Here is a 22774-nt window from a genome sequence, read left to right as displayed (position 1 = left end):
TAAATTAAAAAATAATTAATGTGTTTAGTCCTAATACATGATACCTACATACCAATACCATACACCTTAAATCCAATTTCTTTGAGCAGCTTATGGTCCAGAATATTGCGCCCATCAAATATTTTAGCCGGTTTTAGCATACTATCATAAATCCGTTTCCAATCGTAGTCTTTAAACTCATCCCATTCGGTCAACACAGCAATTGCATGGGCGTCATTACATGCCTCATACGGATCATTAAATACAGTTACCCCGCTCTTATTTAATTCAGCACTCCTTGTCTCCAGGTAATCCAAATCACCATAAATCTGTTTTTCAACTACCTTTGGATCATAGATCTGGATAGAAGCTTGTTCATTTAAAAGCTCATCAGCTACATAAATTGCGGCAGACTCACGCGTATCATTGGTATCTTTTTTAAAAGCCCAACCTAAAAAAGCAATTTTCTTTCCGGATACGGTATTATATAGGCTGCGTACAATATTTAGTGCAAATCGTTTTTTCTGGTGGTCATTCATAATAATAACCTGTTCCCAATAATCTGCTACTTCGCTTAATCCAAATGATCGGGATATGTAAACCAGGTTCAAAATATCCTTCTGGAAACATGAACCACCAAAACCAACAGACGCTTTCAAAAATTTTGGTCCAATACGACTATCTGTTCCAATCGCTCTTGATACTTCATTAATATTGGCCTCTGTTTTCTCACAAAGTTCAGAAATTGCATTAATAGAAGAAATTCGTTGTGCCAGGAATGCATTGGCAACCAATTTAGAAAGCTCAGACGACCATACATTGGTAGTTAGTATACGATCTAACGGAATCCATTGGGCATATATATCAACCAAAGCTTGTATTGCTTCTTTTCCTTCTATTGAATCATCTCCACCAATCAAAACGCGATCGGGCGCCAAAAGATCCTGCACTGCAGTACCTTCAGCCAGGAATTCCGGATTGGATAATATTTGAAACTTCACTCCGCTTCCTGTATTATGAAGTATGTCTTTTACAGCTTCAGCCGTGCGCACAGGTAAGGTAGATTTTTCAACAACGATCTTGTCGCTTTTAGAAACACGGGCAATCTGGCGTGCGCACAACTCAATCCACTTCAGGTCGGCTCCCATTCCTTTCCCGGCACCATATGTCTTTGTTGGCGTATTAACCGAGATAAATATCATATCAGCTTCGTCTATGGCTTTATCCACATCAGTTGAGAAAAAGAGATTTCTTCCTCTAGCTTCTGCTACAACTTCACTTAAACCGGGTTCATATACAGGAATATTATTTACATCAGGATCATTCCAGGCAGCAATACGTGCTTCATTTAAATCGACGATCGTTACTTTGATATTTGGGCATTGTTTAGCCACAACTGCCATAGTCGGGCCTCCCACATATCCCGCACCAATGCAGCATATTTTAGTGATGTTTTTCATCAGAAATAGGTTTTTTAATTAAATTTTTATTGTTTAGCTATCGATCTTTCCAGGTGATTTTACATTTTTTTTAATTCCACGCTGCGGGCTTCACCATACATAAAATATATTCATTATAAGTCCTGTATTTTTGATTTCATCTCTTAATCACTGAGTTAATGATGAAATCAATCATATTGTTCGAAGGGTTACTATTCAATTTTTTCAATGGTTGCAAATCTTTGTTCAATATCAATGCTTTTAACTGTTTTCTGTCATATGCTACGTGCACGTATCCCAATTCATTCATTCTCATAGCGGTAACCATTTGATGGTCATTTCTATGTTCCCCTAAAGAGGCCATTCGCGGGAAAATAATAATAGGTTTTTCGTACTTCAAGGCAGATAGAATAGTACCCATACCAGCATGCCCCACTATCAAACGAGCCTCTTCCATCAATTTATTAAATTCATCAGGATTCAAAAAATCGACTGTTTTCACATTTTTAGTTTGATAGCTACCTTTAAATACTTGAGCAATAATAGGCTCATCAATTAGGGTAGCGACTTCATCGATCGCCTCTATAAAACGGTCAAACGAGATCTGTGTGCCTATTGTAACGAATATCATAGCAATTTTATAATTTATATTATTGTTCTAAAACGTTGCCAGCATACAAAATTTTAGCGGTTTTAAGCGATTCCCATTGTGTAAAAGTCTGATTTACAAACTTAGAAGCAATATTACCACTTAATGATAGATGCTGTACATTTGCTATACTATCTACCCAAATCGTTTTTTTTCCTAAAAATTTAGCCGCAAGTAACACCACCAAGCCAGGCGCTGCACCTGTAGAAATAACTATATTTGGACGTTCCTTTTGAATAATTTTTAAGGCCCGGAAGAAAGCAGGAATCAGTTTATAAAAGTTCCAGCGACTAAAATCCGAAATCGTATAAAATTTCTGCCCCTCAACCATACCCTCGCATTTAGGGTGAGTAGATAAATAGGTAACGCTAACTTCAGCGTTATTTGGATTGATGATCCGGAGCAGTTGTATCCAATGCCCTCCTATTGATGCAACTGCGAGAAGTTTAACTTTATTCCCCATTAGTGTTTAATTATTATCTTTACTATGCGTGTTTTATAATGATAACCATGCATTTTAAAGTGATATTAAGCTGTAATAGTTTATTATATTATCTACCAGTTAATACCTGTGTAGCTATTATTTTCAATAATTTCCTCGCTATTTATCCTAACCATATCTATTATTTTCTTACCTTTTACCTCCTTAAGCATCTCTAAAAATTCAGGCTCCTTATTACTAATAATGATTACGTCACTTTGTTGAATAAGAGTAGCTAGGTCGTCAACCATTAGTTTTGACAAATGGGGAATATGTCTTTCTATATATTCTTTATTTTTACCGGCGAGTTTTGCTATCTGTATATTTTTATCATAAATGGCAATATCAAAACCGCGACCTATAAGCGCCTCAACTATTTCCACTGCTGGGCTATTCCTTAAATCATCAGTACCTGCTTTAAAACTTAATCCTAATACTGCGATTTTTTTACCAAAAAATTTACTCAGCATACCAATGGCGCGCTGTTTTTGAATATTATTTGTTAAGTCAATTCCCTCAATAACTGGAACCGGAACATATAAATCATGAGCCAATGTTTTTAAGCCTTTTAAATCCTTCGGTAAACATGAACCTCCGTATGCAAAACCAGGCTTAAAATAATAAGGAGAGATATTAAGCTGTTTGTCCATGCAGAAGATATCCATCACTTTGTGAGAATCAATTCCCATGGCACTACATATATTACCTATTTCATTTGCGAAAGATATTTTTAGGGCGTGAAATGTATTATTTACATATTTCATAATTTCAGCGACCTTAACCTCTGTGACAATGATTTCAGCTGGCAGCTGATCATACAAGCTTTTTACTCTTTCTGTTGCTAAATCTGATTCACTACCAATTAATGTTAATGGAGGATTATAATAATCATATACTGCTGTGCCTTCTCTTAAAAACTCAGGATTATCTATAACAGCAAAATCCTTATTATTTAATTTACCCGAATTATCCTCCAAAATCCGAGCAAATTTCTCACAAGTTCCTGGCATTACGGTTGAACGTATTGCTATTACATGAAAAGAGTTTTTACTTTTTAACACTTGACCGATGTCCTCAGCCACCTTAAAAATATAGTCAAGGTTCAGATGCCCTTTTTCAGATGAAGGGGTACCAACAGCTACTATTGACAATTCTGAAGACAATACTGCGTTGTTTACATCATGTGTAGCTCGGATACGCCCCGCTTTATGTTCTTCCGCAATAATTTCATCAATATCTCTCTCCACAATAGTTGCAATTCCATTATTGATCTGATTTACTTTATCAGCGCTTACATCTACACCTATTACGGTATGACCATTTTTCGCCAAGCAACCTAAACTAACACAACCAACATATCCTAAACCAAAAATACTTATATTCATATTTATCAAATTAATTATACAATCTATATAGAAAACTTACACAGTCAAGAATCTCTCTTTAAATCTTATGGGGTATCCATTAACTATTTACCTGTTTTTCTCATACTCAGGTCTTCTTTTCAGGAATTTCGCTGGTACTCCCCCCMAAATTTCTCCTGCCGGAATATCTTTTACAATAACAGAACCAGCGGCTATTATACAATCGTTTCCAATGACTACCGGTTTACAAATTAAAGTGTGAGCGCCAATAAATACATTGTCCCCAATAATGACTTTGCCTGAAACGAATATTCTTCCCCCCTTATTTTGCTCTGTCTTTTCCGCTACCTCAACAAAATGAGTTAAAATTACACACCGCATGGTTATTGCACTGTAATCCCCAATCTCAATATTTTCAGGATATAGGCTGTCGAAAATTACCTGTTCACCAATATGAGATTTTCCTATTTTCATTCCTGTAAGTCTAAGTAATTGAGGTCTTATTTTTTTAGAATGTAGCCAAGAGCTTGACTGTATTCGTAATATAATAAATTTAAAAAATCTTCTCATCATCCTACTTTTAACCTTTAAGCCTTGTTCGCCATGATATTCTTTATCTTATCATTCACCGCACTAGCCATTAACTCCCATCTCACAATTCTTTCCTTTTTCAGTATGGCCACCTCTTTTTTTAACACATCTTTTTTATCTAAAGCCTCTATTATCCCAGAAGCAATGGACTTGGGATTAAGTGTCTCTACATAAACAGCTCCTTTATTAAAAAGATCGCGTAATAACTTTGTATCTGAAATTACCATAGGCATTTCAAATCCTGTTGCTTCGTTTGCGACACTTAATTGGATGTGATCTTCGGTTGTTAATCCCATCACAACATCTGATTGTCGGAAAGTTATTTCATAATCTTCTGAAGATAAATAACCTAAAAATTTTACGTTATCAGGCTTTTTGCTATAATCAAATAAAGAAACTCCACGCTCATTTGGTCCGGAGATAAGGATATCTATATTTGGAATTTGCCTTGCTGCATCAAACACCACTTGGACTGGCTCATCTATATTGAAACTACATGGCATCAAAACCTGAGGACGACCCGCAACTCTCGGTAATATTTCTTTAGTTGACTTTCTCTCCGCAGGTTTAGTTTCAAGCACCATCAATTTATCTCTATCCACCCCCAATTCAATAGCAATATCTCGAATCACTGAATTATGAGCAATAATGACATCACATTTGTTTAAGTTATCTTTTTTTAGATATTTTTTCCACTTGCCCCAAAATGTTCCATTGTGACAATCGACAATCAAGACTGTTTTTTTATTTATTTTTTTGTAGGCTAGAGCAATTCGCAACAATGGAGTTGGTGGCAATTGTATCCACAAAATTTCTGGCTTATTCTTTAATAAGCTGTAGCTTGTTTGCATCCCCTTTGCGATATAGTCAAAAGGTTTCAGCCACTTGTCTTTTATAGAAGTTTTTATAAATTCTAAATTATAGCCAAAATATGACTGCATAGAAACTGGCCGTCTTTGAAACGATACCCATGCAAAGAATTGATTTTTATTTTTCATATTAAAATGCGTTATCTAGTACAGATAGATAGGGGAAATTACTCTCGAGATGCCCAGCGAAGAACAGTGAATAGGAACGAAATAAAACGTAGAAGAAAAAAGCAAACATATATACAAAAGCGTATTGTGGATATCTTTTTTTGTTATACACAATAAACGTAGCAAATAAAATAGGAAAGGCAAACATGAAATAATTTTGCAACCGTCTTAATCCAGCCATATTATTACCTGGGAAAGCGATGGCTATCATAATGAAAACGAAATATATGTTGAAAAGAAAATCATAATTAACATTAGTTGTTTTCAAATAGGCAGGTTGTTTTTTTATCATATCCCCAAACAGAATCAATAAGGCTATAAATATTGTATTGCTAACTATTCCCGCGAAGGCTATTATCGCTCCACTATTTTTAGTAACATCGTAATTTATATAGGTCTCAAATTTATGCGACGCCTCATCACCTAAAACATGAAGACCGCCCGCAATCGACACTAATAAACCATTATAAAAAGGTAATTGAGCTATTATCATTAACATTACAGCACCAGCAACAGCCAATTTCGTAGGTACTTTTTTGAAAAAGCCAAAGAAATAGACAGGTATAAATGCAAAAGCTGATGAATGAATACTTGCCGCAACTAGTGTATAAGCAATGATCCTCTTATATTTTCTTTGCGAAAAATTGCACAAGCCTAAGAGAATAACAGCAACGGCAATACCAATCCGCACGGGAAAAAACTGAGTGCTAAACATGATCAAAACAAAAATATAAATTGGAGTCTTAGAATTTGTCAACGAAAATTTCATATATGCCACCATTACAAAAAAGTTGGTCAACAATAAAAAAATTGTATAGTTTCCCCCGATAGTTTTCACCAAGACATTGAGTAAAACATAGCCCGATTCCATACTAACAGATGAATTACGCGCAAAAGAAAACAAATTATCCCAACTTGCAGTTAAAAAGACTTGGTAGTACTGTTCCCAGTCTGTTCCTGTTTCCCATCTCAACCCCCTAAAAAGAGTGAAAATGATGACCCAAAAAACAAGAAGCTCCTTTTTGCGGAATGCGGGAACATCTTCTCGCTCAAAAAAAGTCGACAAAAATAATAAGAGGTATAATACAATAAATATGGTCATCCGTTATCGCTCTAGCACTAAAAGTATTACTTTAATATTCTTTGTTCAATTATTTGTTTAATCTTATCTTTTGAATTACTCTGATAAACTTCATTATACATTATTTGCCCCCAATTATCAAAAATTTGGTTATCGTTTGATTTCAAGGTAGTAGCTTTTTGGATTTGCTGTTTCAACGCAGCTAAATGCTCAGTAGAGTCATTATAGGTATATGTTAAAAATTCCTTGTTGGTTAAATCACCAACTGTACCTATAAGGGGGCAAATTACTGTTTTTGCATAAGAAAAAGCCAATATAACTGTCCCTGAGTTCAAACTACTTGATATATCATAAGGTAAAACTAAAAGATCGCAGTTACCCAGATATTCACTCATCTCATCATCCTTTACAAATTCAAAAACAAATTTAATATTCTTACCTGCCGCCAAATTTAGCAACTCGCTCTTATACTCTTCAGAAATAGGTTTACCAGCAATGGTAAGCTCAACTTCATTTGGATTCCATTCGGAAGCGGTTTTTATAAGCAATTCTATATTTTTATACGGTTTTACCTGTCCGAGAAACAATAGCCTCAATTTTGTTGAAGCCTCTTTCCCCTTGCTGTCTCCATATTCGCCTATATAGTTCGGGTGAGGGATATATTGAGTTTTTACAATATATTTCTTTGGCAAATCATGTATAGATATCTTGCTGTGAATAATGATAATATCGCAAAAATAGTAAATACTATTTTGCAGTAGGCGGCTGAGAGTTGAAGTGTCCTTATTGTGGAGTTTCCTGTTATGTAATGTATAAATTATTTTTTTGCCCGTAACTTTGAGCAAGATCAACACAAATATTTTTAACATGTTTTTTACCCTTCCGTGATCTAACTCAAACCAATTTAACCAAACAACATTAGCACCCCACATTTTTCTTGAAAATCGAAGGTAATCTAAAGGTACAAACGGATACACTTTTATACCATTTATACTTTTAAGAATTTCGATGATAATATTTACATATTTATTCTCTGTACTTTCGTATGGAAAAAAAGCTATTTTCATTTCTGGACTATCTATAAACTCACGACTAGTAACAATTTTCTAAAATATTTTCCAAAATTTGGCTTCATTTATTTACTAAATGACTTAAATGTGGCCACAAAGGCTAGTTAAATTCAAAATAAGCTGAACTAATTCCTACTGATTGATTATTTATTTGTTTGTAAGAAAGGGACAAATTGCTAATTCTTTTTTGGGCTAGCGTATACAGGCCCCACAAATGCCCCGGCAGGATATTTTCAAATTTAGGGTTGGTCTTCTTATTGATTTTCTGATTGACATACTGTTTGTCAAGCCAGATAAGGGCGCTTTTTATACCGCTTCCATTTTGCTCATAATTCCATAAATCCGGCCCACCTATATTCTCTGAAAAAAGAGCTATTAATGAGAGTGCTTTTAAATTGAAAAGCGAGTAACCAATAGGCGTCGCCCGTTTCAATTCGATTGTTTGTTCGCCTTTTTCATTAATCTGATGTTTAATATTGTCTAGTGTGCTGTTGGATATCATAGACCTAACCTCTTGCATATTGGTTCCAGTAAATAATTTGAATACATACACTTGCAAGTTATAATAATTAATTTGGTTGTTCTTTTGAACCGAGGCAATCCTTCCTAACTTACTCGTTTCCAGCCAATAAAGATAACTCTTAAACCATATACGCATCGACGAGACAAAATTGGCATCGACTTTCTTCGAATCTTGTAATAGAAATAGCACATCAGGTAAACAAACCAATTGTCTGGACTCTATGATGCCAGAAAAAGTACCTTGATTGCTATTTGGCTTTATCTGCGCAAAATTCATATTCGGATTCATTTTTGTCTTTACATTTATAAACCAAGTATCCATTAGCAGCCGTGCCCTTTCCGCAAATCTCTCATCTTTAGTATAAAAATAAGCTATTGATAAAACCTTAAGATCGTCGAGCAACTTCACTAATTGTTCTTTATCTTTATCTTCTTTTATTTTAGGGTTTCGCGCGCCATCTTTCATAAAGGCCTTGCCGGCTTGATCAACAAAATAATAAGGTGACTTACTATAGAAATCATGTACATCACTAGTAGATTGAGTACTCGTTTTGTGAAAAGTGACAGAATAGGTTTCTTTACTTAAAATCTTCTCTGCCTCTATCTTCAACCTATTTAGCTTTTCAAGAAAGCCCTTATTTTTACTTCTAAAGAGCTCAAGGTTTTTTTTGTGTGCCCTAGCATCTATTAAATACATCCCATCATAACCTGATTGGGCCTTCAGTGCAACAATACTACCAAAAAATAAAATTGCGCATGCAGTGAAATTTCTGAACCAATTTTTCATAACATTCCATTTTGTTGGATTTACCGAAGCCACGGTTTATAATCCAAATTATATAATAATTTACTTTTTCGAGTTCCTACAATCTTTGCAGGAGCACCTGCCACAATGGCCATCGCTGGTACGTCTTTTGTGACAACACTGTTTGCTGCAACAACTGCCCCCCTCCCAATAATTATATTAGGTAAAATTGTAACTCGAGATGCAATCCAAACATAATCTTCTATCGTGACATTGCCACCTTTAGGTTCATGATAGTCACCATGAGGATCATGCCCTAAAGTCCAAATATTAGTATCTTGAGCAATATCAACATTTTCACCGATTATTAATTTACCCCCTCTTCCATCTAACAATACTCTTTGATTGATAACTGTATGGTTTCCAATTGAGATATTTCGGCCATTCCTTATCTCTACAAATCGTAAAAAACTGCTGTTTTTCCCCAATTGTCCCAAGCATTTTGACAACACAAGACGTCTAAGACTTCTTGATGGGAGCCTCAAAACAAAAGAGTTGATAAAAAAATAAACCAGTGATGATATGTTTTTTCTTATTGACCTCATAATAACACTTTTTTACTGGTCTTTATTAAACACCCCTCTAAATTTCTCTAATGCGAAATCAGCTCTTGTTCTCAATATATCTAAAGATGTAGCGTAATCAACGTTATAATCCATTTTATCTAATAGCTTGTTCAGATCGTCTGAATTGAATGGTTTTTCCCACAAAAATAACTCTTTGATATCTTCCGTTAAGATCCTCAGCTTTGGCTCAATTTCTATAGATATAACTGGTTTACCCAATAAAGCACCAACAATAGCACCGTGAAATCTCGCAGAAATAAATCCGTCAAATTTATTTAGCGTGTCGAGAAATTCTTGAATAGAATATTTGTTAGGATCCCAGATCAATGTGTCTTCATCTTTTAACCTTTTCATCCATTCTGGATCTTTATCAGGAGCATATATGATGAACTGAAAATCATAATCTTCATTTCTATTTTTATATAGATCAAGTATTGGCTCAAAATAGCCTCTCCCAGACTCCTCCCATACCCAATCTCTCACAACTATCCCAATTTTCTTTTTTACATTTTGTTTTTTATCCGAACTTACCTGATAATCAAAATACGAAGAATAAGCCATATCTGCTCCAAAAAATGCATTAATTCCCCATTCTTTGCAATAATTAATAGAAACCTCATCGCGAAGTCCTATGAAATGCGCTGAAGACAAAGTTTTTTTTACCTGCTCTATCTTTTCATTATTATCATAAAAAGGTCCTAAACCAAATCCTAAAAACGCTACGTGTTTATTTACAGTTTTCTTAGGTTCAAGCATACTTAACAGTTTTTTCATAGCCTTGTCAGGGCTAGTTATGGCTTTTTTTATCAATCCAAAGAACGTTTTACTATGCGTTTGCTGAAATGAAAAAAACTGAGTTCCCCCCCCGTAAATAAACCAGTCTTCATTAAAACTTTTAGAATTGTATTTGGCTTTTACCAGTAATTTATCAGGGTACTTCATGTCAATACCCTCAAAATTGAGATCTATGTTCTTGAAATTGTTTAAAAAATACTTTTCAAATAAACACATCAACAAATCATCTCCAAAATTGGTTGCCCCGTATGCACCTTTTATTTTTATCTTAATATTATTCATTATAGCCTATGTTTAAATTGGGAGTGATTTGATTTTCCTTTTTATTTTTCAAATAAATCTTATTTTCCTTTTTCAGTTTATAATAGTGTTCAGCATCTCTTGTTTTAATAACTCTGCAAGGATTGCCTACGACTATCGATAAAGGCGCGATTTTACCAGAAACCACAGAACCTGCTCCAATAATGCAACCTTCGCCAATTTCAGTTCCTGGAACAATGATTACATTTCCACCAACCCAAACATTTTCTCCAATTGTAACTTTTCGAAAATCAAAGGTTTCATCATATGGAATAAATCTAGAATCCTTAAATTTATGATTTGCAGAATGAAGTATAAGATTGGGCCCAATTATCGTCCCTGATTTAATCTCCAGTCCCCCAAGTCCATTTATTCGTGCGCCTGGCCCTATATATATATACGATCCTATTTCTACTCTTTCTGGATGAACTATTTGCGTGTCAACATTTATATCATTTAAATCACCAAACTTTTTTAGTTTTTTTAATAAGTTTGATAGTTTATGGCTTTTAAACTTATTTCTTATTTTATCAAAAATCATAATTCTAATGAGTTTTTTTTATCCTGCTTAAAAACATATTTGTCAATTTACTTCTCATATCTGCATCTAGTACTATAAAATATCCAAAGAGTAGAGTAGATAGTACTGAAGTAACCCCGACCAAAATAAGCCGTACCCAACCTTCATTTAATGAGAAATGAAAATACATCGGGAGCAACGATGCTAAAGTAATGGTCACTATGCAACTAAAAACAACATTGATAAAAAATTTGGATATAGAAAACTTTGGAATTAATTTATTTAGTATTCGTATATTATTCATATAGCCTATAAACAGTAGAACAATATTTATAATAAAAGGAATAATAGGTGAGAATCCATTCTTAAGCAAAAAATATGAAATAGGTAAAACCATTACATAGATAGTCCCGGAGATAATACTAAAACTTTTTATCTTGCCAGTGGCAAAAATAGCATATGTGAGCACTGTGAACATACCTGTCATTAAACCTGAAATCAAATTCAGTCGACAAAAATCTACTGCATAATCCGGAACCTTTTTCAACCATAAATTAAGTATGAAATGATTTTCCACTATCAACGGAAAGGAAATCAGAAACAGCAATAAAAAAGAAAGCTTTGAAGCATTAATCACCAAATTTTGCATCTTCTCAATCTCTCCCTGAGCATAATGTTTTACAATCTGAGGGTTCACAGCCGTTAAAAAATTATTTGAAAAACTCTGAACTGCATTTTGAGCCTGCGTGGCGACACCATAAGCAGCATTGACTATTACGCCAAAAAATAGGTTAAGCAGGATATTCACTCCCTGAGTTTTCACTGTGTATGCCATGGTACCATACATATTCCAACCGGAAAAGCTAAGCATAGGATATATAATTTCCTTGTCCCACCCCCATTTGTACTTAGACTCAGGAAAATTTTTGACACAGTATATTCTATAAATCAATGCGATGATTATTGAAATACACAAGACTAAAACAGCATAAAGCAAAAGTTTATCAAAATGCCCAATTACCAATAAATAAACTATCCCCAATTTCAGGAAACAGTTTAATATCTCTACATAGGCATAAACATTCATTCTCTCGTGCGCTATGATCGTGGCGTTATACGGAACTTGGGTAATTGTAACCATCGTACTCAAAATAGACAATTGATAAACCCAGCGTGCTGTACTCATTCGATCGACGGGTATTATCAACTTGTTTTCCAAAAACCAAAGCCCCACCGTCTCTCCCAAAAAAAAGATTGCCGCAGCTATTAATAAATGAATTGTCAAGGCTGCGGAAAATGTCTTTTTCAATTTAGCCACATCATTAAGCCCTAATTCAAAAGTCAAAAAACGAGATGTCGCTCCACTCATAGAACTATTCAGAAAAGCGAACATCGCTGTAACTCCACCCGCTAAATTATAAATACCATAATCTGAAACCCCCAAAGTATTAAGCACCACCCTGGAAGTGTAAAGACTAACTCCCATAGTTAATAGCATTCGGAAATATAGCATCATCGTGTTTTTTGCTATTCTTTTGTTATCTCCGATTTTCGGTGTGGTGGCTGGCATTTTATACTTTAATTTGTGAATTTATAACCATCATAGCGAACTATGATCTTTCTAAGTAGTAAGCTAATCAGTTATATTGTTTTTTAGTTTAGACTTTAACGCAAAATCTTTCTCGATTCTCATCAACGACTGTCATTATTAGAAATGATAACCCATTCGAATATTTCACATTAGATGGATAGACGTATATATATTGTATATCAATGATATAAATTTTCTACAACTTTAAAGTTTGATTTTCAAAAAACCGATTAATTCTGTTGAGAAATATTTTGATCGCGTATAACCACCATCAATAAAACCAACCTGAATCACTAAAGTATAGAATCAGATGAAACCACTCGCTATTTTTACCCGACTAGTAAGCTGTAAATCCAAGTATTATGATTTCTTCGCTTTTGACAATAGCCGCTGTAACCAATTTTGTTTTGGCATATCTGCTCCGTATTCTCCATAACCATAACCATAACCATAACCATAACCCTTCCTTTGTTGAATATCATTTATCACGATACCCATTTTTCTCATTTTTTTATTTATGTAAAGGTTCTGTATTATGTTTATTTGTTCTTTGAAAGTATAATTTTGTCTTACCAAATAAAGACAAAGGCTTGCATACTTCGACAATAGTTGAGCATCGGTAACAAGTCCAATAGGTGGCGCATCTATAATAATATAGTCGAATTGTGTTCTAAGTTCGTTCATTAAGGCATCTGTTCTACTACTCATTATTGTTTCAGCTGGATTTGGTGGGATAGGACCAGAACTTAATAAAAATAAGTTTGGATGAATATCGAGTGGTTTAATGAGGTTTTCAATCTTTAAATTTTCATCCAAGCTATAATTAGTGAAACCATTAGTATTGCTCATTCCCAATTTATACGATAAACCAGGCTTACGTAAATCAAGTTCCATTAGCAAAACCTTTTTACCTGTTAAAGCAAGAATATTTCCAAGATTAATGGCAACAAAAGACTTGCCCTCGCCCGACATACTTGATGTTAGCAGTATTATCTTTTCATCTTTATCTCTTAAATAGAAAGCGAGGTTTGTCCGCAGGGCTCGAAATTGTTCGGAAATAGCAGATCGCGAATTAGATGCCGTGACTAAATTATCTCCTATTTTATCATGACTGATTTCACCTATGATAGATACCTCTGTTATTTTGCTTATATCAGCTTTAGACTCCACCCGAGTATTCATTAGCTCCCTCAGATAGACAATCAACATTGGCACTAGCAAACCTACAATAAATCCAATAAGCAGTACAATTGGCCTTTTAGGGCTAAAGTAACTAACATCAGATTTAGGAGAGTCGATGACTTTAGAATTTGATAGATTAGCTGTTTTAGAAATTTCTGTTTCTTCATTCTTCTGCATCAAAAACAAGTAGAGTTGCTGCTTAATTTGCTGCTGCCTAGCCAATTCCAGATAGTTGCGTTCAACTTCGGGAACCTGTTTCATATCTCCCTCTATATTAGCCATCTGTTTGCGTAACCCGTCTCTATTTATGGTTAAAGTACGCTGTGTATTTTCAAGGTTAGAAAGCAAATCAGATCTTAAATTGATAATTTGGGCATCCAAGTTAACAATCTGTGGATTCGTTTCTGTAACACTTATCAAAAGATTGTCTCTCTCTAGTAAAAGTCGATTATATCGCTCTACTAACCCATTAAATACCGCATCGGTTAACAGAATAGAACTTGGTAGAACACGTTTATTCCTACTTTCGTCATTGAGGTAATCTTTTAGGCTTTTTAGAATATTAAGTTGTGTTTCGATTTGAGAAAGATCCTTTACATACTGCGCGGTATTCTGAACTAACATTTTAGTTTGCTCGCTCATTTCGACTAGTTTATTGCGCTCTTTGAAGCCTTGTATATTACCTTCTAAATCACCCAACTCACCACCAATGTAGGCTAAACGATTTTTGATAAACTTTATAGTGCTATCTGCTATGATATTCTTATCATCGATATTGCCTTGAACATATTTTTGTATCAACTTGTTCAAAACGTCCTCTCCTTTACGTGGGATAGGATGTTTCATGCTTAAATCAATAATAGTTACCTGAGTATTTGTTGCTGCAACTGTAATATTAGCCAACAAATCCGACACCTCTGCATCGACAGAATTAATTGAAAAACTATATTCTTCTTTAACATCAAGCAAAGCCCCATTACGATGAATTTGGAAAAGTCCAATATTTTTGAGGAAAATCGGCTTATCATAATTTACAACGGTATCTATCACATCAGTTTTTAATGACAATTTAGCATTTGCCAATGGTTTCAAAACACAAGTACTCTTATAAATGGTGTCCGCTTCTTTTAAAAACACGACGCTAAAAGGCGAGTTATAAAATTCGATGTCACGGATATTTCCTTTCTTGAAATACCTAACATTTAATCTCATATCCAACACTACTTTACGTAGCAAATCTTTAGTCTTTAATATTTCAACTTCATTATCTACTGAGTTTTTCGCACCCAACAAGCCACCCATATCACCTAAAACGTCATTCTGGCCTAACACGCCGCCTTTCTTATCATCATTGACTAATATACGTGCTGTAATATTATATAAAGGTGTTTTATAACGCAAGTAGAACCATGATGCAGACATTCCTAAACAAATGCTTAGTAATATCCATGGCCAAATAAATAATATCTTACCTAAAATTCTCTTAAAATCAAACATTGTTTCGGTTTTCTCAGACAGTAGCTGAGCATCCTGAGGGTTTATATCCATTATATTAGTATAGACGGGCTGCTAATGTTAAAATATCCTTGTAAATGCCAATGCTAAGACAGAAATTGCCGACAATATTAATCCCAAATTAGCACGGTTTGGGGCATTTAAAGCTGCAGATTTAGATTTATCTGGTTCAATATATACAATGTCATTCTGTCTCAAATAATAATAAGGATTGTTAAATAAATCCCTACTAAATAAATTTAACCTTCCGAATTCCTTTTTACCATCTTTCTCCCTAATTACTAATACGTTTTCTCTTTTACCATAAAGTGTTAAATCGCCCGCTAAGCTCAATGCGTCTAAAACAGTTACTTTCTCATTGGGTAGGGTGTACATAGCTGGGTGTGTAACTTCCCCTATAACAGTAACCTTGAAATTCGCAAATCGCACCTGCACACTCGGATTCCTAAAATCTGTTGAGGCCTTGGTCCGAATTAGTTCTCTAGCCTGGAAGGTCGTTAATCCTACAAGTTTTAGCTTACCTATAATAGACAACTCTATTTCCCCATTCTTATCGACTAAAAAGCCGTTTATAGCGGTAGATTGCCCACTCGAATTATTCGAGCTCTGAACAGCTTGGGAAGCTACTTGGTTAACTTGTGCACCGGTAGTAGGATCAATTGTAAAAATGGAAACGGCTAAAATATCATCAGGTTGAATAGTCGGTTCAGTAAAACCAACCAGTTTTACCAAGTTTGCCGAATCGACCCTATTGCCTTCGTGAAAATAGGCAATATTCCTTGTGCTAGAACATCCAGCCAGAAATAGGCCTAGATAGATCAGTGAAATACTTTTAAAACAAAATGACAGGTACTTATTCATTAGTAAAAATTAGCTGGTTTAAATGCATGGTAAATATAAGAAGTTAAATAAAAGCACGGTATTTTTTTGATAAAGTATAATATTCAAAGACATCCGGCTGCTTTTTTTTATTTTAAATCTGTTTGTTTTTAAAAGAATAATGCCCGATTTCCTCGTACAATCTGCCATTTAAAACAATCTTTTCTAACGCCATTAGATGATTTTCATGATGTAAATCAGTACCTGCAAAATCATATAATTCATTCTTGAGCAAATAGTTCGCGACCTTTGCCACCCCCTTACCATAATATCCAGCAACAGAGAGCAAATTTAATTGAAACAAACAACCCATATCTTTAAGTCGTTTATATCGCTCTTGTACTTCATGATAGAAATTGTAGCGCTCAGGATGAGCAAGAATCACAACATAACCTTTGATCTGCAAATCAAATATAATTTGCTCTATATCAGGACTTTCGTACAAATACGACATTTCGACAAGTATACGTCTACCTGGCAAACACATCAAACTATCATTTATTTTAAAAGTCTCATCAACCATATACTCAGCAGCCGCGGAAACTTCTATATCGATTTGCGCTGCTTCAATTGAATCTTGCACAAGCTTGAGGGCAGTCGAGATAGTTTCTGGGGTATTGGGATAAAGTTCTGTAAAAATGTGAGGAGTACATATCAGTTTACTAAATCCCAAACCATGTAATCTCGTAATGTAGGCAAGCGACTCATCAAGATTCTTACATCCATCATCAATTCCCGGAAGCAGATGAGAGTGCAAATCAACCCCTAGCCAGCTGATATCAGCCACAACCGTGCCTTTTTTCTTAAAAATAGAGAACATTCAAAAATATTTTCATAATTAAATCGTCTAAAGATAGAAAAAAAAATAAAAACCATTTACAAAAACTGTCTTTTCTCAGACTGTAGTCACTAACGCCAATATAAAATTGGATAACTGTCAAAATAAAAAAAACTATATTATTTTATTGTTAAATAACATTAAAATAAATATTTGACTAGCAACTTCAAGTATACACCTCCCGAAACCTCTCAATCAATACCAGATAAACGTAAACATCTTGGCAAAATTACACGATTAGCCATTTTAACATGAAATTAATTCCATGAACAAAAAATTAGCCCCATTTTCATTACTAATTTAAAGTGCCTGGTTAATATAAGCTCAAAACTACTGAACCCTCGTACCTGAAATCACCCATTAACCCTTAAACCCTACCACCTATACATTAAACCTACTTTAAGATGCAGATTGTTTACGTCTTGTTTATCCCAATTCCAAAAATCCTTAGCCGTATAAACAATATCTTTTGCAGTATATTGATAATTGTGAGAACGGATATAACTCAACTGAGAATTTAAAATAAAGTGCTTGTAAGTCCAGTCAAATTTACCCGATAACGAAAGATCTATCCACTTTCTCCTCGGATCAGTAGTAATAGCCGCATAATACAGGTCGTTATTATTTACAAGTCTTTCAATTTGAATCCCAATGCGTTTCAGTCCCTTTACCCAACTCACATCCAACGATTGTAGATTACTTCCCGGGCCAATACCTGCACCCAAAACCTGTCCCATATTGGTATATCCATCTCTAACCTGATGATGCGCATACCAAACAGGTTGTTCTCTACCAACTCCTGTTCTAGCACCTTCCATTTGAGTCACTTCTATCCCCACCTGAATAAACTCATCGCTCCTCTTAAGAGGAACAAGTTTTCTAAAACCTGCAATATATGCTCTTGAATGCTCAGGCTCCTGCAGCGCATCCCGTATATCGTAAGGATGATCATTCCTTCCATACTGGAAGTAAACTTCCCCATGGCTTTCAGGCATTGCCCATCTGGCAAAAAATGAAGCATATTGATCCCTTTTTCTAGAATCTTCATTATTCGGCCCATCAGCAATGCTAACTTTTTCTACTGATGAGAATAGCGGGAAATAATCACCAAAAGAATTTCCCATATCATTTCGGTATACAATAAAACTACGATCAAAACCCAGAAATAGGTTAGGGATCCATTTTGGTTGATAGGTAAAAGCAATGCCCGAAAGATAACGCCAATTATTTGGCTTTGCAGTGAATAATGCATTATCGATTGTAATTCTCGAACTTTTCAAAACACCGGCCACAATCTGAGTCTCAAAAGAACCGATTGGTGTATTTATTGGCCTGGAGGTGTTTAAACTAATGTGTTTAAAACCAGATGCGGTATTACTTATCAACAGGGAATTTCTAACGCCAGGGCCCCACCATAAATTTTCATTAGATAGGCCTATTGACACCGGATCAAAAGTTAACCTGATGCTGCTCTGACCCCAATCAAGTTTAGAATAGGAACCGTTACCAAAGCGTTCTGGATTGTCTATCCTGTTCACCAACTGTGCATATTTTTGCAAAAAGGCCTCACCGTTTCCAGCATCCTTCATTTGCCTGAAATCTTTATTCTCAGCATATACATATTCTGGCCTCAACTGAATACTCAATGGACCAATTTTAGCGTAAACGCCCGCAGAAATTTGGGTTTGATAGCCCCTTGCCTGGATCATCGACCCGTCATTCCATCCATAGGGATGGTGGGTATTAATTTGCTGTTGCCAGGTAACGGGTAACAGATACACCGCGTATGTATCATTATGAGCCGAATAAATCTTCTTCCTAAAACCGTCTAAGTAAATATTTTGATCCCTATCCAACAAAAAATTATTCCGATCAGATATATTTAAGGGCCGAATCATAAATGAACTCCTTGAGCTATCATTCCCAAGCAATTGCTGTCTCCTCAGGTTATCCTCGGTGCCATCTAATAATCCAACAGGAAGTGTTTGTGCGAAACTTTTCATACCAACAGAAAGCAGCATGATCGCTAAAAAAAGTATAGATTTATTCATATTATATATTACTTCGTTAGCAAATATACATAGCTAACAGATAGTTACCATTTTTTTTTAATCAATTTCATAATAATTCAGGGAATATGTTCTTATCGCAGTGTATAAGTGGCTTTTTTATTGCCATTCCTTGATTAAATAATACGGCATAAAAACATGAACATAGGCCGTGAATTGGATCGAAATCATCCGCGATGAAACCTTTTTTGAAAACAGGAAGTGGAAATGACTCAAAACATTTCTAAGCTCGATTATAAGATTTGTGCCCTGTGGAAAACGATGGATATCAAAGTAAAATAGAATGGTTAATAACCTTAAATTACGTTCTAATCCTTACTAAAAAATCTCCTAACTGTGTTCTGACATTAATTTATTGGTTTGTTTATTCCTTTACAAAATCAACAAACTCCAGAAACTACAGTGTTTCAACTAAAATCTCATATAACTCTACATAATTTTTCACCATTTTCTCGCTTGTATATTTATTATTATAGGTTTCGAAGGCGGCTAAGGTCTTCAATCCGAGATCATTAGTGGCAAGTTCGCATGCCCTGCTCAAATCAGTAACATCATCGAGGTTAAAGAAATAACATACGTCATCACTGAATTCTGCTGCTAATGATGGTATACGTGTGCAAACCGCCGGAACCTTTAACGCCATTGTTTCGAGTAGGGCCAATGGCATGCCTTCTGATCTGGATGGTAATACATAGATATCAAAATGCTTAATGTAACGATAACCCTCGGCCCTAAACCCCATAACCTTAAACCTTGAGGAAACCCGATATTGACGTGCGATAGCTGCTAAAGTCCGATGTTCGGGGCCATCGCCAATAACGATAAATGCATAGTTATTATTGATAGTCAAAAGTTCTAAAATCTGTTCTAATCCTTTTCTGCTGTCGATATTGCATACTGTCCCTAGTAACGTGTATTTCTTTTTTAAAGCCAAAATCTCATTCAAGTCCGTATCGGAGATACCTTCCCCTGTCAATGAAACATCCCTGCCATTATTGATTATACTCAATGCCTTGAATTCTGTATTTTGATAATATCTTTGTGCAGCCTTAGTTAATAGGATTACATGATCCATTTTTTGCCAGGCTAACTTCCATACCGGAATGAGCAAGATACTTACCAGTTTACCGTATGTGAAAGCCAGATCATCGTAAATAGCAGTATGGATCGTAGAAATCAGTTTTGCTCCAGCTTTTTGGATTTTTTGGTGATGAATTGCACAATACACATCTGATCTAAATAAATGAGAATGAATTAAATCGTAATTTCTAAATGGTATGACTTCGAAAAAACTAATTTGTTTTACCGGGCAATTAAATTTCAGATCCGTGATGGCATCGAAATAATATACATCACAATCAAATCCTTTTTGCACCAATTTAAGCACCAGAGATTGTACCATGATAATCGGCCCTTTATTCGCCAGTGACGTGATGATAAATGCGATTTTCATACTTATAAATGGCTTTGATAAATAACTGCAAGTTCATCTCCCAATTTGAAAAGATCATATATGGGCTGTTCAGTTGTCAAATTAGTTTCTATTTTTCTATATAAATGCCCGTCAACATACAACCGTATGATCATGGATGTCAATTGATCGAATTGTTCGGGTGGGTATAATAATCCTGTTTCCATATGCAAAATGCTTTCATTGAGCCCCTCAATAGCGGATCCGACAACTGGTTTTTTAAAATAATAAGCGAGCGAAGTAATGGCTGATTGAGTGGCGCTGTGATAGGGTAAGACAAGCAATTTTGCCTTTTTAAATAAAGTAGCAACTTCTTTTTCTTTGATAAACCTATTTATGAATACAATATTGGCTTCTTTTGTTTTGTCCCGTTTAAAATATAGCGATCCTTTTCCAGCAATTACCAAAATTATTTTAGACAGCTTCGGATTATTTATAAATTCTCGATATAAGCCCTCAATACCTTTGTAAACTTCAATTCTACCGAAAAAGAGAACATAACCTTCTATTTCGCCTAGTTCAGGAACGACTTCATTTCCCATTAAGATTTCATTTGTCAACATTGTTGGCATTCGATGCCACCTGACGTTTTTATCCGGATACCGTTTTTGAAGTGCGCGGAGTTGCGACACGCTATTGGTAACTAGATTTTTGATTTGGCTCATCAGATATTTATCCTTTCTAATCCTCAAATAATAATGTTTTAAACCTTGAAAAAAATTGAGTTTGGCGGGATGCGGCACAAAATCATGGACGGTATAATACAAATTAAATTTTTTAAATTTAGATAAGTGCCGGGCTAATATAATATCTTGCGAAATAAAATGAATTTCCTGAATAACCTGGCTGAAAGCGAACCGCTTTACTTTATCAAGATAAATACTTGATGATAAGAACCTTATGATCTTATTTGTAGCCAAATAACAAAATTGAACCTGTTGTCTTACATCGGATACACCATATGCAAAAACCAACTCCTTTTCGCTCCGCTGATCTTTACCATCTAAAAAAATGTAGGCATAACAGTTTATACTTTTATTGGCAAAAGCAGCACTAATGATCCCTATGGAATATGATTCGAGGGATGGAACAGTACAAACCAGTAAAACTTTCTTCATCATCAACGTCTAGGATTTGAATAAAATGCCAGCAATTTTAAGGTATGCTGAGTTATTTTTCACCAATAAAAATATTAATGCTTGAACTCCATATATTTTATTAATAATGTTCGATGCAAGCTTTCCATGACTTTTTCTAAAATAAACCCGTCTGCTGATGGCCATATGTTGGATTTTGTTAAGATTTAATGTTCCACCCTCAAAAGACGCACTTTCATAATGTATTATTTTTACATCTGGCAGGATTACGGATAAATATTTGGCTTTTCTCATCCTTAAAGAAAGCTCAACTTCTTCAAAATAAAGAAAAAATTCAGGATCGAAAACACCAATTTCCTTTAAGACAGATTTTCGCAGAAACATATCTGCACCACATAAGTAATCCACTGACCTAATCCGCTCAGAATAGTTTAAAACTCCACTGCTTAAATATTTGCTGTAATAATTTTTATAAAACTTTAAAAAACCTAAGGAGGAAAAGGCTTCTCTAAAAGAGGGAAAATTCCCGTACGAAACCATATCACAACCATCAGCACCGATTAAAGCACCTCCACAACAGGCAACTTGCAAATTTTTTACGTCTTCCATGTAGTTAAAAAATACAGCTGCAGCATCACTTATGAGTAAAGTATCAGAGTTGAGTAGAAAAATATATTTTCCAGTAGCCCTTTCAATGGCTAGATTGTTGGCCCGGCCAAAACCTATATTATTTTCACAAATAATTAAAATAGTTTCAGGATATAATATTTTGAGCTTATTGATTGAAGCATCGGGGGAAGCATTATCTATTACAATAACTTCAAATTTGTTCTTTTTTGTGTGAAGATATATAGAATCTAAACATGCAAGTGTTAAAGCAGTAGTATTATAGTTTATGATGATAAATGAAAGATCCATGCTTTAATTGAATTT

General features: G+C 34.8%; 20 protein-coding genes. All 20 read right to left on the bottom strand.

Features of this window, described 5'->3' with window-relative positions; all coding sequences use genetic code 11:
- Positions 1-44: 44 nt before the first annotated feature.
- A complete protein-coding gene (locus EYS08_RS08310; RefSeq protein ID WP_131029578.1) occupies positions 45-1439 on the bottom strand; it encodes a UDP-glucose 6-dehydrogenase in 1395 nt (464 codons plus the stop codon).
- A 136-nt stretch (positions 1440-1575) separates the two neighbouring features.
- Positions 1576-2049, bottom strand: coding sequence for a glycosyltransferase (locus tag EYS08_RS08305; protein ID WP_131029577.1), 474 nt, complete (start codon positions 2047-2049; stop codon positions 1576-1578).
- Positions 2050-2068: 19 nt separating this feature from the next.
- Complete coding sequence (locus EYS08_RS08300; RefSeq protein WP_131029576.1) at positions 2069-2530, bottom strand: glycosyltransferase family protein; 462 nt, start codon at positions 2528-2530, stop codon at positions 2069-2071.
- Positions 2531-2622: 92 nt separating this feature from the next.
- A complete protein-coding gene (locus tag EYS08_RS08295) occupies positions 2623-3933 on the bottom strand; it encodes a nucleotide sugar dehydrogenase (protein WP_131029575.1) in 1311 nt (436 codons plus the stop codon).
- Between the two features lie 87 nt (positions 3934-4020).
- Positions 4021-4386, bottom strand: coding sequence for an acyltransferase (locus EYS08_RS08290; protein WP_165456407.1), 366 nt, complete (start codon positions 4384-4386; stop codon positions 4021-4023).
- A 113-nt stretch (positions 4387-4499) separates the two neighbouring features.
- Positions 4500-5501 carry a glycosyltransferase gene (locus EYS08_RS08285; protein ID WP_131029573.1) on the bottom strand — a complete coding sequence of 334 codons (1002 nt, stop codon included), beginning with the start codon at positions 5499-5501 and terminating at the stop codon, positions 4500-4502.
- 1 nt (position 5502) lies between these two features.
- Positions 5503-6606, bottom strand: coding sequence for an EpsG family protein (locus tag EYS08_RS08280; protein ID WP_165456406.1), 1104 nt, complete (start codon positions 6604-6606; stop codon positions 5503-5505).
- 62 nt (positions 6607-6668) lie between these two features.
- Positions 6669-7688 carry a glycosyltransferase gene (locus tag EYS08_RS08275; protein ID WP_131029571.1) on the bottom strand — a complete coding sequence of 340 codons (1020 nt, stop codon included), beginning with the start codon at positions 7686-7688 and terminating at the stop codon, positions 6669-6671.
- Between the two features lie 103 nt (positions 7689-7791).
- On the bottom strand, positions 7792-9000 hold the full coding sequence (locus EYS08_RS08270) for an alginate lyase family protein (RefSeq protein WP_131029570.1): 1209 nt from the start codon (positions 8998-9000) through the stop codon (positions 7792-7794).
- A gap of 20 nt (positions 9001-9020) precedes the next feature.
- Positions 9021-9563 (bottom strand): acyltransferase, encoded by a 543-nt coding sequence (locus EYS08_RS08265; protein WP_131029569.1) that lies wholly within the window; start codon positions 9561-9563, stop codon positions 9021-9023.
- Positions 9564-9575: 12 nt separating this feature from the next.
- Complete coding sequence (locus EYS08_RS08260) at positions 9576-10661, bottom strand: polysaccharide pyruvyl transferase family protein (protein ID WP_131029568.1); 1086 nt, start codon at positions 10659-10661, stop codon at positions 9576-9578.
- Positions 10654-11220 carry an acyltransferase gene (locus EYS08_RS08255; RefSeq protein ID WP_131029567.1) on the bottom strand — a complete coding sequence of 189 codons (567 nt, stop codon included), beginning with the start codon at positions 11218-11220 and terminating at the stop codon, positions 10654-10656. Before EYS08_RS08255 ends, EYS08_RS08260 begins: the two co-directional genes overlap by 8 nt.
- A gap of 4 nt (positions 11221-11224) precedes the next feature.
- Positions 11225-12769 (bottom strand): oligosaccharide flippase family protein, encoded by a 1545-nt coding sequence (locus EYS08_RS08250; RefSeq protein WP_131029566.1) that lies wholly within the window; start codon positions 12767-12769, stop codon positions 11225-11227.
- 381 nt (positions 12770-13150) lie between these two features.
- Positions 13151-15520, bottom strand: coding sequence for a GumC family protein (locus tag EYS08_RS08245; protein ID WP_131029565.1), 2370 nt, complete (start codon positions 15518-15520; stop codon positions 13151-13153).
- A gap of 27 nt (positions 15521-15547) precedes the next feature.
- Positions 15548-16219: a polysaccharide biosynthesis/export family protein gene (locus tag EYS08_RS08240; RefSeq protein ID WP_244215894.1), complete on the bottom strand. Its 672-nt coding sequence runs from the start codon at positions 16217-16219 to the stop codon at positions 15548-15550.
- 241 nt (positions 16220-16460) lie between these two features.
- Complete coding sequence (locus EYS08_RS08235) at positions 16461-17186, bottom strand: tyrosine-protein phosphatase (protein ID WP_131029563.1); 726 nt, start codon at positions 17184-17186, stop codon at positions 16461-16463.
- Positions 17187-17578: 392 nt separating this feature from the next.
- Entirely contained in the window at positions 17579-19255 is a 1677-nt protein-coding gene (locus EYS08_RS08230; protein ID WP_131029562.1) for a capsule assembly Wzi family protein, read from the bottom strand.
- A gap of 415 nt (positions 19256-19670) precedes the next feature.
- On the bottom strand, positions 19671-20726 hold the full coding sequence (locus tag EYS08_RS08225; RefSeq protein WP_131029561.1) for a glycosyltransferase: 1056 nt from the start codon (positions 20724-20726) through the stop codon (positions 19671-19673).
- 2 nt (positions 20727-20728) lie between these two features.
- Positions 20729-21664, bottom strand: a complete 936-nt coding sequence (locus EYS08_RS08220) for a glycosyltransferase (protein WP_165456405.1) — start codon at positions 21662-21664, stop codon at positions 20729-20731.
- A 207-nt stretch (positions 21665-21871) separates the two neighbouring features.
- Positions 21872-22759 carry a glycosyltransferase family 2 protein gene (locus tag EYS08_RS08215; RefSeq protein ID WP_131029559.1) on the bottom strand — a complete coding sequence of 296 codons (888 nt, stop codon included), beginning with the start codon at positions 22757-22759 and terminating at the stop codon, positions 21872-21874.
- Positions 22760-22774: the final 15 nt, after the last annotated feature.

The organism is Pedobacter kyonggii, assembly GCF_004310665.1.
GTDB lineage: Bacteria > Bacteroidota > Bacteroidia > Sphingobacteriales > Sphingobacteriaceae > Pedobacter > Pedobacter kyonggii.
The sequence above is the reverse complement of the archived record's forward strand: the minus strand, read 5'-3'. Positions and strand labels throughout refer to the sequence as shown.